Here is a 14,646-nt window from a genome sequence, read left to right as displayed (position 1 = left end):
CGGAATTGATATTGTGATGAACGATAAAGAACAAGCTCGTACTGATGCGATCGTAGAAGTGCTACATCATGGAGCGGGTTTAAATGATAGCAGTATCAAGGGTACGTTCAGAATTATTGGCAAAAAAATTGCGGGTGAAATTCCACTAGGTGCAGAGTCTCCCACGTTCGCTACTCCAAAGCGTATGATATTGTTCAGCTTGCAATCTAGTCGAATAAGTAATTTCTTACAGTTTTTTCTCGCGCTATTGAAGTTGTTTATAGTCATCTTAATGGTATGGGCGACATACTCCAGTGTGACATGGTGGCTGTTTCTTATGAGCGCAGTCTTGGGCGTACTTGTCAATAAGCAGCTTTGTCAGGAAAGGAAGGTTAATCTCTGTTATCAAAGCGCAGGAACAACTTTATCCAGACCCTGTCATTAAAGCACAGACGCAACGTGTATATGATGTACAAAAACATGCCAATCAATTTGCTCAGTCTCGTCTAGCCAGTCGTTTAATGTCGCTATCTATTATGTTGATGAGTGCGTATACGATGAATTTGTATACTGCTGATATGCCAACACAACTAAAGCACTTTTAATTTTTGGCACCGCTTACGTTTATGCTCGCTGTTGGGATAATGTTTTATTCCATTAGCAAAGCTGAAAATCTGCATTTATACGGTGTTACCCAAATACTCTTTAAATATATACCGTTTGGCATGAAACTGTGTTTATTCATCGTTGCATTATTGAGTGCGACCATGTTTATTGTAGATACTTTTGACATCAATATATTTAGTTAGTTCAAGTGTCAGAGTAAGCTGTACAAGATGGTATCTACGATAGCTATAACTCTAAGAAATCATGATATATGATAAAAAAATCGGTCAAAATCCAAAAATATTATTGATTACATTTCATAATGAAGTGTATCTTGTTTTAGATAAGTATTTTATAAATAAGGTTTTTTATGCATACAACGACAAGTTATACCCCAGAAGAAAAAAAAAGAAATGGCGAGCATATTCTTATCAACATGACATATATCGCCAAAAATGTCGACCTAGATTCGGGAATCGAGCTGACTCGTGCATTTGAGTATTGGCGAAGATATTTTGAAGAAAATAATATAGTTTCAGCTTTAGTCATTAGTAAAGGTTATTTCGTTCAAAGTTTTCAAGGTACAAGGCCTGCTATCAATACTGCTTTAGGAAAAATACTTGACAAGCATTCAACCATTTCCCCTAATATTGTTAATATAGAGGAAATTGAATCGCGTCAATGGAATGGGTTTTTAGTTAAATATCTAACATCAAGCGCTGAAGATGAAGAATATGCCCTAAAAAGCTTCTCAGCAGGTTCTGACTATAATCCCTATCTAATGACAAGTAATCAGATTGAAAGCTTTTTAACAGCAGTTTTTGAAGATACCAAATCTAGCAATTTTTAGACGAGTATTATCTTTTCACTATAATGATCATCTGTTTTAACTTGCCTAAAAAAGCCGTCTATACCTTGTATATAGGCGGCTTTTTGTTAAAAATACTGTGAGCTTTAAATGTTAGAGACTAGAGCGCGAAGCATAGCTATTATCACCCAATCTCAACACTCGTCACATTCTGAAAGCCTCTTGGCAACTGCCCACCACGATTACCACGAGTGCCCGTATAATTGGCTAAATCATTAGGCTTTAGCGTCACATGGCGTTTGCCAGCGGTAATGATTAGGCTGTCTTGCTGACTAAGTGGCGTGATAGCAAGCACCTCTTCACCGTCTTTTAATTTAATCATTTTATTACCTTTACCACGAGCCTGTTCAGGCAAATCATCAAGGGCAAATATCAATAGGTATCCCGCATTGGTCACAACAGCGAGATGGTCAGGCATCGCGCTTACAGTGCTGTTTTCACCTTCTGCATTTTCGTTATTAGCATTGGCAGTCATATCTGCTGGCGCATCGATACGTGCTACAGGCAGTAAGCGACTATCAGCCGCTAGATTGATAATGTTTTTGCCCGCTTTTTGATTACTATCGAGATTGCCAATAGTATTGATAAAACCATAACCTGCCGAGCTTGCAAGGATGATACGTTGATCTTCCGCGCCGATTAATAGCTGCTCAAAGCTCGCGCCTGCGGGTGGTTTGAGTACGCTGGTCAGCGGATCGCCTTGACCGCGTGCTGAGGCGAGGCTATGGGCATCGATACTATAGCTGCGTCCGGTGCTATCGAGGATGTAGATTTTTTCGTTAGATTTGCCACGGACGTGTGCTTGATAGCTATCACCTGAGCGATAAGTCATGCCAGCGGCATCGACGTCATGGCCTTTGGCAGCGCGTATCCAGCCCGCTTTCGATAGGATAGCAGTGACAGGTTCGCTTGGTACGAGATCCGACTCTTTTAGTGCTTGTGCTTCTTCGCGTTCTGCCAATTGTGACACTCGCTCGTTACCGTGTTCTTTCATATCAGCGGTAAGCTCGTCAATCATCAGATTGGTCAGGCTGTCTGGATTGTCCAAGTATTCTTGAATGATAGCGCGTTCGGCAGCGAGCTCGTCTTGCTCGCGGCGCAGTTCAATCTCTTCGAGCTTAGCTAATTGGCGCAGACGAATATCCAAGATAGCGTTGGCTTGGATTTCAGTCAGGTCATAGTCTTGCATTAATGATAATTTTGGATCGTCCTCTTCGCGAATGATGCGAATGACTTCATCAATATTCAGATAAGCAATCAACAAACCTGCGAGGATATGCAAGCGCTTATCAATTTTATCAAGGCGATATTGCAAGCGGCGCGTGACCACTGAGCGGCGACAGACTAGCCATTCTTCTAAGATTTCTTTGAGGTTTTTGACCTGTGGCTTACCATTTAAGCCAATCATATTCATATTAACGCGGTAATTGCTTTCAAGATCGGTACTGGCAAACAAATGACTCATGACGCGCTGCACATCGACGCGGGTAGACTTTAGCTCTAATACGATACGGCAGGCATTTTCGTGATCTGATTCATCATGAATATCAACAATCCACGGCAGCTTTTTATCAATCATTAGCTTAGCGATTTGTTCTTGAATCTTATTGCCTGAGACTTGATAAGGAAGCGCGTCGATAATGACGAGATTTTTTTCTTTAGGATCGATATGAAAGGTAGCGCGCATTTTATAGCTGCCGCGGCCGCTTTCATACATCGCCTGCAAGTCTTTTTTACTGGTAATAATTTCAGCAGGGGTTGGCAAATCAGGTGCTGGTATCGACTGAGTAAGCTGCTTAACCGATAGCTCAGGATTTTTTAGCAGCCGAATCGCGGCGCGTACCACCTCATTAAGGTTATGCGGCGGGATATCGGTTGCCATACCGACCGCGATACCCGTCGTACCATTTAATAAAATATTAGGCAGGCGCGCAGGTAGGGTGGTTGGCTCTTGCATAGTGCCATCGAAGTTATCTTGCCAATCGACTGTGCCTTGTCCAAGCTCTGCAAGCAAGGTATTGGCGTAAGCAGACATTTTAGCTTCGGTATAACGCATCGCCGCGAACGACTTAGGGTCATCAGGGCTACCCCAGTTACCTTGACCAGTGATGAGCGGATAGCGATAACTAAACGGCTGCGCCATCAGTACCATCGCCTCATAACAGGCACTATCACCATGTGGATGGTATTTACCCAAGACGTCACCAACCGTACGAGCAGACTTTTTCGCCTTAGCGGTTGATTTTAGCCCCAGCTCGCTCATGGCGTAGACGATACGACGTTGCACAGGTTTTAGACCGTCAGCGATATTGGGCAACGCCCGATCCATGATGACGTACATGGCGTAGTTGAGATAAGCCTGCTCAGTGAACTCCGCCACTGAGCGGGTGTCCATCGGTTCATTGGGAATAATAGGGTCAATCGTATGATCAATAACATCGGACATAAAATAGGGTTCACTTATCAGTTTTAATAGCTATAAATAATGAGTTCAGGTGTGCAAATAGGATAGTGCTATCGTAAAGGATATTGGCACAATTAAAAAGGCATAAGTCAGAATAGACGACAGGTCATGACGTGCTAAATAAACATAAAAAGGTTAGGCGCTGTAACTTCACATATTTAAAAAAGTTTCAGAGCGCCTTTGACAGTATATAGCTCAAATAGTTCACTAGAAAACCATAGAAAAGGTATTGATAGATTAATGTTTATCAATATATCGTGAGTCATTTAGATGGTATATCTGCTTAAGTAGTTGATATTAATATTAATAGATGTCGTCAAGCCATTCTAAGAACTGAAGTATCAATCTTTTATATTGAGTAGTTTGTATAAAGTGTGTATGTTAATCAGCAAAGGGCTATTTACCGCTATATTGTTGACCCATTGCTATACATTTATATCGTCTGTCGCGTGCCATCAATAGAGTTATATAGATGGTGAGCTGATAAGACGATGTTTAGTATGTTTATCACCCGGTGATAAAGATGGTTTGGCAGCAGCACACTATTATTAGGAGCAGGAAGATTATGGAAAATCAAGGTAATTTAATTCGTCGTGATGACAAAGCGTGGCTCAAAACCTATGAAAAGCTTGGTATTCGATATCATATTGATATGCCAGCCGCCAATACCTCTTTAATTGATATATTTGAACAGAATTTTGTTAAACATGCTGGTCGTACTGCCTTTGTGTGCATGGATGTAAAGCTTTCGTATGAAGATTTAGACCGTTATAGCAAACAGATTGCCGCGTATTTACAGTCGCTCGGACTAAAAAAAGGCGATAAAGTGGGGGTGATGATGCCCAATATCTTGCAGCTACCGGTTGCTGTATTAGGTGTCCTACGTGCTGGCATGACCTTGGTTAACGTCAATCCACTTTATACTACCAAAGAGCTTCAGCACCAGTTGGAAGATTCTGAGACCAAAGTGCTGTTTATCTTAGAAAACTTTGCCAAAACTTATGAAGATATTGGTAAAGATTTGGTCGATCATGTGGTGGTCACGTCGATGGGTGATTTGATGAGCCCATTAAAAGGCTTTATCGTTAATGCGGTCGTGCGCCATGTCAAAAAACTGGTTCCTGATTATACGCTTAAAAATAGCGTAAACTTTAAAAAAGCACTCAATAAATTATCGGCTAAAAAGTATAAACGTCCAACCAATATCGGGCTTGAAGATGTGGCAGTACTACAGTATACCGGTGGTACAACAGGTGTCGCAAAAGGTGCAATGCTAACGCACGGCAACTTGGTCGCCAACTTAATTCAGTGTGATACGTATCTTGGTGATGCTTTTGATAAGTTTGAAGGGCTTAATGAGCAGCCTGTTATTATGACTGCCTTGCCGCTGTATCATATTTTCTCATTCACGGTTTGTGGTATGTTCGGCTTATATCGCGGCTGTATCGGACTATTGGTGCCAAACCCACGTGATGGCGCAAGCTTAATTAAAGCTTATAAAGATTATCCACCGGCGTTTTTCCCAGCAGTAAACACGCTATTTAATGCGCTCGCTAATAGTGAGGCATTTAAAGCGCTAGACCATAGCAAGCTTGAGATGTCTATGGGCGGCGGGATGGCAGTATTAAAAGACACGGCGACTAAGTGGGAAAAAATAACCGGCAACATCATTGTTCAAGGTTATGGTCTATCAGAGACCTCTCCCGTTGCTTCCGCAAACCCGCAAGGTACCGGTGAGTTCTCAGGTAATATCGGTCTACCGATGCCTGGAACGGACATGGCTATCTTGGATGAAGAGGGTAATGAGGTCGCACTGGGTGAGCGTGGCGAGATTTGTGTTCGTGGTCCGCAGGTAATGAAAGGTTACTGGAAGCGCGAAGATGCGACAGCTGAGGTCATGACGTCTGACGGTTATTTCCGTACCGGTGATATCGGCGTGATGGATGAAGAGGGTTACTTTAAGATTGTCGATCGCAAAAAGAATATGATTTTGGTATCAGGCTTTAACGTTTATCCAAACGAAGTGGAAGATGTGATGTCAGCTCATCCAAAGATTTTGGAGTGCGGCGTCATCGGTGTCGATGATGAAAAGAGTGGCGAAGTGCCGAAGATTTTTGTGGTGCGTAGTGATGACAGCTTAACTAAAGAAGAAGTGCTGGCTTATAGCAAAGAAAATCTAACCGGTTACAAGCGTCCTCGTTATGTCGAATTCATTGACGAGCTACCAAAATCTAACGTCGGTAAGATTCTACATAAAGACTTGCGTGCTTTAGAAGAAAAGAATCGCGGTTAAATGATTTATCCCGAGTGTGGCATTTTTATTCATATTTATGAGTATTAATGCGTGCTAAGGTGGCATGAATAACCTTAAGCACTCGATGGCGCAATGATAAAAATGATAAGGTCTATGCAAATGACCTTATCATTTTTTTTATTTTTCTATGAGGGTTTGGTACTATTTATAGAGAATGGCGCGCAAAACTGCTATAGTTCCTGCCGATTATATTTTTGTATTGCACGATAAAAGTGCATGCTTAAGCAGTTAATATTATGATAAAAGTTTCGATCACGATGTTTTTAAATAATAGCTTTTGGCGTTATTGCCTTTGCAACTGGTGATACAATAGCTTTTCAGCATTTGCATATAAGCACTTTTATAATAGCGACAGTAAAATTAAGCATACTGCTTATATGTTTAAAAGTTTTTGATGTAAAAAGTTTGTGAATAGTAATTATGCTTAACGCTCAGATATTAAGCAGTTTCTTATTCACAAGTTTTTAATTTTATAAATACGTGGTTGGCGACCACGCTAAGGGCAGCATCTATATTCTATATTTTAACAGCAACATTTAGGGAAGATTATGACGGACAGTATCAATAAAGAAACCAGCAACCATAAAGCTGCGGGCACCGCTCAATCCATAGTTGAAAATGCATTTCCTACCATGCCGACCATTGATAGCGACAGTCCGTGGCTGAGTACTTATGAGCGTTACGGCATCGAGCCGACCATCGATATGCCCGATGATAGTACGTCTTTACTTGAAGTGTTCGAGCGTAACTTTAGCCGTTATGGGCACAAGCCGGCGTATATTTGTATGGGCACGTCAATCACCTTTAAGCAATTAGACTTATACAGCCGTCAAATTGCCAGCTACTTACAGTCGTTAGGATTGGTGAAAGGCGATAAAGTTGGGGTGATGATGCCCAATATCTTGCAGTATCCTATCGTGATGCTTGGTATCATCCGCGCCGGTATGATTTTGGTCAACGTCAACCCTTTATATACCAGCCGCGAGCTGTCGCATCAGCTGCATGATAGTGGCGCTAAAGCCTTATTTATCGTCGAAAACTTTGCCAAAACTTATCAAGATGCTGAAGACAAAGGTCAAGTAAAGCACGTTATCGTCTGTAAATTGGGCGATATGCTGGGCTTAGTTAAAGGTACAGTCGTCAACCTAGTCGCGCGCCATGTTAAAAAAATGATTCCCGCTTACCGTTTGCCTGAGAGCACCAGCTTTAAGCATGCGTTAAATGCCGTCTCAGCCAGCAAATATAAACGTCCTGATTTAAACCTAAGCGATGTGGCATTGTTGCAATATACTGGTGGTACGACTGGTGTTGCCAAAGGCGCGATGCTCTCGCACGGCAATTTAGTCGCCAATATGCTGCAGATTAGTGCGCTCATGGACAGTGCTTTTGAAGATGATATCGACGCTACGGATGTTCTTTTGACCGCGCTACCGCTATACCATGTGTTCTCATTTATGGTTTGCGGGATGTATAGCATGTACCAAGGTTGCGCAGGCTTGCTTATCCCGAACCCACGTGATTTGGATGGTCTCATTAAAGAGATGGGTAAATATAAACCTGCTTACATCCCTGCGGTAAACACCTTGTTTAATGGTCTAGTGCATAAAGAAGGCTTTGCTGATCTAGATTTCTCTAACCTAAAAGCATCGATTGGCGGCGGTATGTCAGTTTTACCAAGCGTGGCAAAAGAGTGGCATAAAATCACTGGTCTACCTATCGTTGAAGGCTATGGTTTGTCTGAGACCTCACCAGTGGTTGCCTTTAATCCGATGACCATCTCTGAATTCACTGGTAAAATTGGTATTCCTGCCTCTAGCACCCACGTAATTTTGATTAATGAAGAGGATAATGAAGTTGCACTAGGCGATCGCGGTGAGATTTGCGTCAAAGGTCCGCAAGTGATGATTGGTTATCAAAATCGCCCTGAAGAAACGGCTGAAGCCTTTACGGCTAGTGGTCACTTTAAAACAGGTGACATCGGTATTATGGACGAAAAAGGTTTTATCAAAATTGTCGATCGCAAAAAAGACATGATTTTGGTTTCTGGTTTTAACGTGTATCCAAATGAAATCGAAGAAGTCATGAGTGAGCATCCTGCTGTGTTAGAATGCGGCGCTATTGGTATTCCAAACGATGAGCGCGGTGAAGATCCAAAGCTGTTTGTGGTCAAAAAGGGTGATGTGACCGAGCAAGAGCTGCTTGATTTTGGCAAAAAGCAATTGACTGGCTACAAACGTCCGCGTCATATCCAGTTCGTTGATGAATTACCAAAATCAAACGTCGGTAAAATCCTCCGTAAAGAATTGCGTAAGATGGAAGGGTTAGAATAACGTTAACGCTAAATCCTGCTAAAGTAGCGGCGTAATAGCTTGGGTGAATCTTGCTATTGCGCCGCTGCCACGTTAGGATATTGTCATATTTACGTCTGCCCGCACCTCTGTGAACATAATGACCAATCTATTATTTTATAACTTTATATAAGATAACTTTATATAAGCATGATTCTATATAATCATAACTCTGCTTTTACAACATCGTCCTAGGAAATATTATGCGTATTGACAACCGTGAGCTTAACCAACTTCGCTCAATCAGCTTTGAGCGCCATTACACAAAGCATGCTGAAGGCTCAGTCTTGGTCAGCTTTGGCGATACCAAAGTATTGTGTACCGCGAGCGTTGAGGCGGGCGTACCGCGCTGGCTTAAAGGTAAAGGCAAAGGTTGGATTACCGCAGAATACGGTATGTTGCCACGCGCGACCAATACCCGTAATCAGCGTGAAGCGGCACGCGGCAAACAATCAGGTCGTACGCAAGAAATTCAGCGTTTAATCGGTCGTAGCTTACGAGCGATGATTGATTTAAGTAAGCTTGGCGAAAATACCATTTATCTTGATTGTGATGTCTTGCAAGCAGATGGCGGCACGCGTACTGCCAGTGTGACTGGTGCAGCCATTGCCCTTATTGATGCGTTAGAGAGCTTACAAAAAACCAAAAAGCTAAAAGCTGACCCATTGATTGGTTTGGTGGCTGCGGTGTCGGTTGGTATGAAAGATGGTGAAGCGTATCTTGACCTAAACTACGAAGAAGATGCCAGCTGTGATACCGATTTAAACGTGGTGATGACGCAAAAAGGTGAGTTTATCGAGTTGCAAGGGACGGCAGAAGAAAAGCCATTTACCCGCGCACAAGCAGACGATATGCTGATTCTGGCTGAAAAAGGTATCGCTGAGCTTATCAATATGCAAAAAACAGCGTTAGGTTGGTAAATTTCTCAACGCTCTTTTATGAATTTTTAATTAAATCTTCAACCATTCACTGCTCTTGAACAGGTAATTATGCATGCTAAAGCTGACTGATGACGGCGCTAAAATCACCTTGCAAGGTCAGTCGCCAGCGGCTGACAATGGGCTGTTTTGGTTTGGCTCCGCATTATTGGTTGGGGCAGTAGCGGTTGCTTTGGCAATGAGCCTGCTGCCTGAGCGCTTGGCTATTGGCGCTTTGGCACTGCTGATTGTGGGTAGTTTTATTTTCAATCGTAAGCGCCTGCAACGTAAACAAGCCATGAGCGGCGTTATTAGTAGCGGCATCTTGTGGGTGCGTGATGGCGAGCTGGTGCATGATAATTATGGCAAACGTGAGCATATCCATCTGACTGATGGCGACAAAATCACATTAATTGGCGAGCAGCTACAGATTGTCGATTGTGATGATATTCGTAAATACCTAATTGGCGGTTTTGATAATATCCAAGAAGCAAACGCGGCCAAAGCTATTCTACAAGGGCGACCGCTGAGCAAACGCCATGCCAATATCAAAATGAGCGACGATTAACGTATTGGATTATTAAGGTATCGATAGGCTTTAATGTTTTAGTCTGTTTTTCTATGAACAATATTCAAACTTATGACTGATTATCCTTCCTAAATCTCCGCTCACACTCCTAAAATTCCTATCTCGTTTTACCGCTTATCCTCAATATCATACCTTTTATCGCTTACCTTAAAGCAATAATACTTGCAGATTCCTGTACAAATGGTTTATAAGTAGGATTGAAAAATCTTATCTTACTGATCGTTCATACGGTTATTGATACTTAGCCTTGATAGCGGTTTATTAAATTAAATTGAATCGGCTATATCAATATTCATAATATGGTGACAAGGAGTTGGTCATGTCGCGTTTGTCCATTTGGTCAATCACAACGTCGTGCAGTACATTATTATTTACCTTTGGTGCAATTTTTCAGGTCAGTCAAGCAAACGCCGATAACATGAGCGCCCTGATTGCGCAAAAATCTAGCCAACCTGATTATAGCGTCCGTTACAACCCAGCGTACTCGGCGGTTCCTCCTGCCAAAATCAGCACACGCTCTAGCATTCAACGCGCTGGCAATGCTGCTAGCTATCGCTCAAATGCGGGCAGCATTGCGCAACCAAGTTATTCTACTAATAGCGCCTCTAATAACGCTTATTCCAATAGCAACTCTTTTAATAACAGCTATTCCAATAACGCCTATGCTAGCCAAAATGCTTATATCGGTAATACCCAAAACAATTATCGTTATCCGGAAGTAAAACGCCAAGCACCGTCGGTTATACCCGCATTTTTATCTGGCAATTATGACAATGTCGATAGTGAATATTTACCGCTGCTCAGCAATGCTGAAACCCAGAGCAGTCGGGCGGCGAGTGAAGTCATCAGCACCGCGCGCAAGATGGCATTAAATGAGCGTACGATTATTAAAGGTGGCTGCTGGGACTATCTCAATGCCGTTTTTAACCGGGCAGGGGTGAGCCGCGATACCATCCATAAAGGCACTTATGGTCAAGGTCCTTATGCGAGTAGCAAGGATATTGAAGTCGGTGATTGGCTCTACTATATCAATCATGGATACAATGGCGTCGAGCATAGTGGACTATTTGTTGGCTGGGTTGATGAAAGCGCCAAGCAAGCCTTGATACTCAGCTATGCGGGCGAAAATCGCCGTGAACCTGCGCGCTACCGTGTTTACGATTTGAGCAATGTTTATCAAATCATGCGACCAAACGTTTAAAAGCATTTAATCAGCTTATTGAGACCTAAAAAAGCGTCCGTCACTTATTAAAGTAACGGACGCTTTTTTATGGATTTTCAGTATAAAAATACAAAATGCTTTTAAGGAGAATTGGCGTTACCGCCAAGTACTTTTAAAAGGGTTTTACCACCACTAAAATCACGATAAAAATTAACGCAAATACCGGTACTTCGTTAAACCAACGCCAAAATTTATGCGATTTGTAATGCGGGTTATCAATGAGCTTTTTACGATAAAATCCGCATGCGCCATGATAGCCAGATAGCAGTATCACCAATAAGAGCTTGACGTGTAGCCAGCCCTGAGTTTTATAAACATCCCAGCCCAGTCCCAACATCCATAGACCAAATATCCAGGTGGCTATCATCGACGGCGTCATGATGCCGCGATAGAGCTTGCGCTCCATAATGGCAAAACGCTCATGGCTGATGCTATCGTCACTCATCGCATGATAAACGAATAGGCGCGGCAAATAGAATATCGCCGCAAACCAGCACACCATGGAGATAATATGTGCCGCTTTAATCCAATTAAAATAATCTGCCATCATACTCTCTCTTACGATTTAATATTTTATGCTCAATAATGTCGGCAAGCTTAGCGCAGATGACGCGATAATGGTAGCGGCACGCATGGCATCTATTCTGCTAAGACAACTTGCGACTGATGACCACTCATCGCGTCAAGTACTGGTACTTGCTTCGGCGCTCGTGGCGCGGCAGACTGCTTAGTCAAACCAAGCTCGCGCATCAGTCTATCGTCACCTGATTGACTGGCATTGCCCGTGGTCAGTAGCTTATCACCATAAAAGAATGAGTTGGCACCCGCCATAAATGCCAATGCTTGCTCAGAGTCAGATAAGCTTTCGCGCCCAGCAGATAGACGGACATAGCTACTTGGGCAGCAAATACGTGTGACAGCAATCGTCCGTATCCATTCAAGGACGGGCAGCTGACCTTCTGCTAAGACTTTATCGCCAATCGGCGTCCCTTGAATAGGCACCAATAAATTGACCGGAATCGACTCGGGCGCTTTGGGCATTTTAAGCAGCTCATGGACCCAGTCGATGCGATCATCACGGCTTTCGCCCATCCCAACGATATTACCGCTACAAACGTTAATACCTGAGTTGCGTACGTTTGCAATGGTATCTAGACGCTCATCATAGCTGCGGGTACTGACTACTTGCTCGTAGTAGCTTCTTGAGGTATCCAGATTATGATTGTAGTAGTCTAGTCCAGCATCTGCCAACTGTGCCGCTTGATCCGTATCTAGCATACCAAGGGTCATACAGGTTTCAAGCCCCAAGGCTTTGACTTCTTTGACCAGTTCAACCACATAAGGCATGTCTTTTGCGCTCGGGTGTTTCCACGCTGCACCCATACAAAAACGCGATGAGCCTGTGGCTTTGGCGCGTTTGGCAGCGGCAATGACTTTATCGACCTCGATACGTTTTTCTGTCTGTAGCTTAGTGGTATCGCGATGATGACCAGACTGGGAGCAATAACCGCAATCTTCTGGGCAGTTACCGGTCTTGATAGACAATAAGGTGCTGATTTGGACTTCATTAGCGGTAAAGTGTTGGCGGTGTATCGTCTGCGCTTGTAATAACAAATCCATCAACGGCAAGTCAAACAACTGAGCAATCTGTTCACGGCTGTGCTTATCAGGTGTTTGCTGCTTAGTTTTAGCGGCGTCAGTTACTAATGTGGCTAAGAAATCATCAGCCACGTTTTTATTATTAAGTGTCGTATCAGTATAGTTATGGTGATTGGCATTCGGTTCTGAGATATTAAGCAATCCTGCCATGAGATAAATCCTTTTATAACAGTATTTAGAAGTGTTAGATAACCTTTGATATTTTTGCCTTTAATAAAGTTAAGAACATAAAATTTAGGCAATAAAAAAGGTTGCCGTATAGTATACCGCAACCTTTTTAGAAAATCAGAATAGTACTAAGTAGTGAATCGTATCTAGATTCTTTATACGCTAGATAGCTGCTATCTGCTTATTTTCATTCGTTACATTATTTATTCGATTGAGTTATTATTTACCCAGTTTATGCTTAGCAACACCGACCCAATGATTGGCAAACTTTTGCGCTTTGTAAGCATAAGGTTTGGCTTGCTGGATGTAAGGTTTGCATTGTTCTGGAACGGCTGGCACGATATGTTTGGCAAGCTTATTGAACCACATCATTAGGCTATAGTCGCCCTCGATGCTCAAGTTGCCTTCTTGCACAGCAGTCATAAAGGCAGGAAGACTGCCTTTGGTCAATAGTTTAACGCCTGTTATTGAGTCTTTAAAATTAATCGTCAAATCCGCTTCTTTGGCATGACCACTATGTTGACTAAATTTACCGTTATCAAAGCTATAATAGCGCGCGATATCAGCTTCAGTGCTGGCAAGCTCGATGGTTACTTTACGATCAGCAAACAGCGCTTTAACGTCTTCATCTTCGCTATCAGCCAACATTGATAAACGATAACCAATGATTGCCAATAAAACATCTAATGGATCAGACTTAATATCTAATACAGGAACAGTAAACATAATCGAACTCCTAAAGAACCTAAAGAATGAGAAATAAGACGCAAAATAATGCGTACTTTATAACAATTGTGGCGACAAATATATAATTAGATTATAAACGATTGAACGAATGATAGGTTTCAATTCTTTAGGAGTTACGTAGAGCGTCTTAAGTATCTTGTAACATTCAATGACAGCAGTATGAATGGGGCAAACTTAATAAATTATTGAACTACTGAAAGCGCGGCTGATAGTCATCATCATAGACAGGCGTATGTTCAATATAGCGGGCAGCTTGCAGCTCACGTTGCTCATGCACGGTGCGACTGACGTCTTCGTAACGCAATGCTCTATACAGTACCCAAACGGCTAAAGGCAGCCAGCTAATACCCATAGCAACCACATAATTATGCCATTCTGACAACACCAACCAATAGGTTAATAAACTGTGAATGACTTCAACTGCCAACCAGTAAGCCATGCCACCGAACAGATACCATAGCAACCAACGCTGCGACGATAAGGCAAGCGCTAGTAACAAACCCATTAGCAGACCAGTACCCAAGATGGCGCCAGCGCTCCATGTCTCGCTAGCAAAAATAGAAAATATGGTTAATAACATTGTTCATCTCGCTCTTTATCAGGTGAATTCCAACACCGTCATTATGGAAGTTTGCGACCTAAAGCTAAAGAGGCTAGCGACGACTTTGCGACAACAGCTGACGTTTGATTTTTTTAAACCATATTAAGAAAACACTGCGTAAATTCTGCCATTATTGCCAAGAAAATTACCAACAAAAAAAGCGC

12 protein-coding genes are annotated in these 14,646 nt (G+C 42.5%); 7 read left to right on the top strand and 5 right to left on the bottom strand.

All coding sequences use genetic code 11. From position 1 onward, the window contains the following. The first annotated feature begins 13 nt into the window (after positions 1–13). Both AC2FA3_RS01865 and AC2FA3_RS01860 read left to right on the top strand, forming a co-directional pair. A complete protein-coding gene (locus AC2FA3_RS01865) occupies positions 14–424 on the top strand; it encodes a hypothetical protein (protein ID WP_490508055.1) in 411 nt (136 codons plus the stop codon). A 531-nt stretch (positions 425–955) separates the two neighbouring features. Next, the gene (locus AC2FA3_RS01860; protein ID WP_490508054.1) at positions 956–1,435 is read left to right on the top strand and encodes a BLUF domain-containing protein; all 480 of its coding nucleotides are present in this window, start codon (positions 956–958) and stop codon (positions 1,433–1,435) included. 142 nt (positions 1,436–1,577) lie between these two features. On the opposite strand, the gene parC is transcribed toward AC2FA3_RS01860, so the two are convergent. Next, the gene (parC, locus tag AC2FA3_RS01855) at positions 1,578–3,899 is read right to left on the bottom strand and encodes a DNA topoisomerase IV subunit A (RefSeq protein ID WP_490508053.1); all 2,322 of its coding nucleotides are present in this window, start codon (positions 3,897–3,899) and stop codon (positions 1,578–1,580) included. Positions 3,900–4,482: 583 nt separating this feature from the next. Here parC and AC2FA3_RS01850 point away from each other — a divergent pair. The 5 genes from AC2FA3_RS01850 (at position 4,483) to AC2FA3_RS01830 (ending at position 11,286) form a co-directional block, all read left to right on the top strand. Beyond that, complete coding sequence (locus tag AC2FA3_RS01850; RefSeq protein WP_490508052.1) at positions 4,483–6,210, top strand: AMP-binding protein; 1,728 nt, start codon at positions 4,483–4,485, stop codon at positions 6,208–6,210. Positions 6,211–6,779: 569 nt separating this feature from the next. Next, positions 6,780–8,561, top strand: a complete 1,782-nt coding sequence (locus AC2FA3_RS01845; RefSeq protein WP_490508051.1) for an AMP-binding protein — start codon at positions 6,780–6,782, stop codon at positions 8,559–8,561. Between the two features lie 221 nt (positions 8,562–8,782). Then, entirely contained in the window at positions 8,783–9,499 is a 717-nt protein-coding gene (gene rph / locus AC2FA3_RS01840; RefSeq protein ID WP_201544368.1) for a ribonuclease PH, read from the top strand. A gap of 73 nt (positions 9,500–9,572) precedes the next feature. Further along, positions 9,573–10,064, top strand: coding sequence for a hypothetical protein (locus AC2FA3_RS01835; RefSeq protein WP_490508050.1), 492 nt, complete (start codon positions 9,573–9,575; stop codon positions 10,062–10,064). Positions 10,065–10,404: 340 nt separating this feature from the next. After that, the gene (locus AC2FA3_RS01830) at positions 10,405–11,286 is read left to right on the top strand and encodes a hypothetical protein (protein ID WP_490508049.1); all 882 of its coding nucleotides are present in this window, start codon (positions 10,405–10,407) and stop codon (positions 11,284–11,286) included. A 133-nt stretch (positions 11,287–11,419) separates the two neighbouring features. Here AC2FA3_RS01830 and hemJ read toward each other — a convergent pair whose 3' ends face one another. From hemJ to aciT, 4 genes are all read right to left on the bottom strand, one after another. Then, complete coding sequence (hemJ, locus tag AC2FA3_RS01825) at positions 11,420–11,857, bottom strand: protoporphyrinogen oxidase HemJ (protein ID WP_490508048.1); 438 nt, start codon at positions 11,855–11,857, stop codon at positions 11,420–11,422. Between the two features lie 89 nt (positions 11,858–11,946). After that, positions 11,947–13,116, bottom strand: coding sequence for a biotin synthase BioB (bioB, locus tag AC2FA3_RS01820; protein WP_490508047.1), 1,170 nt, complete (start codon positions 13,114–13,116; stop codon positions 11,947–11,949). A gap of 237 nt (positions 13,117–13,353) precedes the next feature. Next, the gene (locus tag AC2FA3_RS01815; protein WP_490508046.1) at positions 13,354–13,860 is read right to left on the bottom strand and encodes a hypothetical protein; all 507 of its coding nucleotides are present in this window, start codon (positions 13,858–13,860) and stop codon (positions 13,354–13,356) included. A 211-nt stretch (positions 13,861–14,071) separates the two neighbouring features. Then, positions 14,072–14,461, bottom strand: a complete 390-nt coding sequence (gene aciT, locus AC2FA3_RS01810) for an AciT family ciprofloxacin tolerance protein (RefSeq protein WP_490508045.1) — start codon at positions 14,459–14,461, stop codon at positions 14,072–14,074. Positions 14,462–14,646: the final 185 nt, after the last annotated feature.

Source organism: Janibacter sp. CoH_79_TC_3, from assembly GCF_058197955.1.
This window is presented reverse-complemented; position numbering and strand designations above follow the sequence as displayed.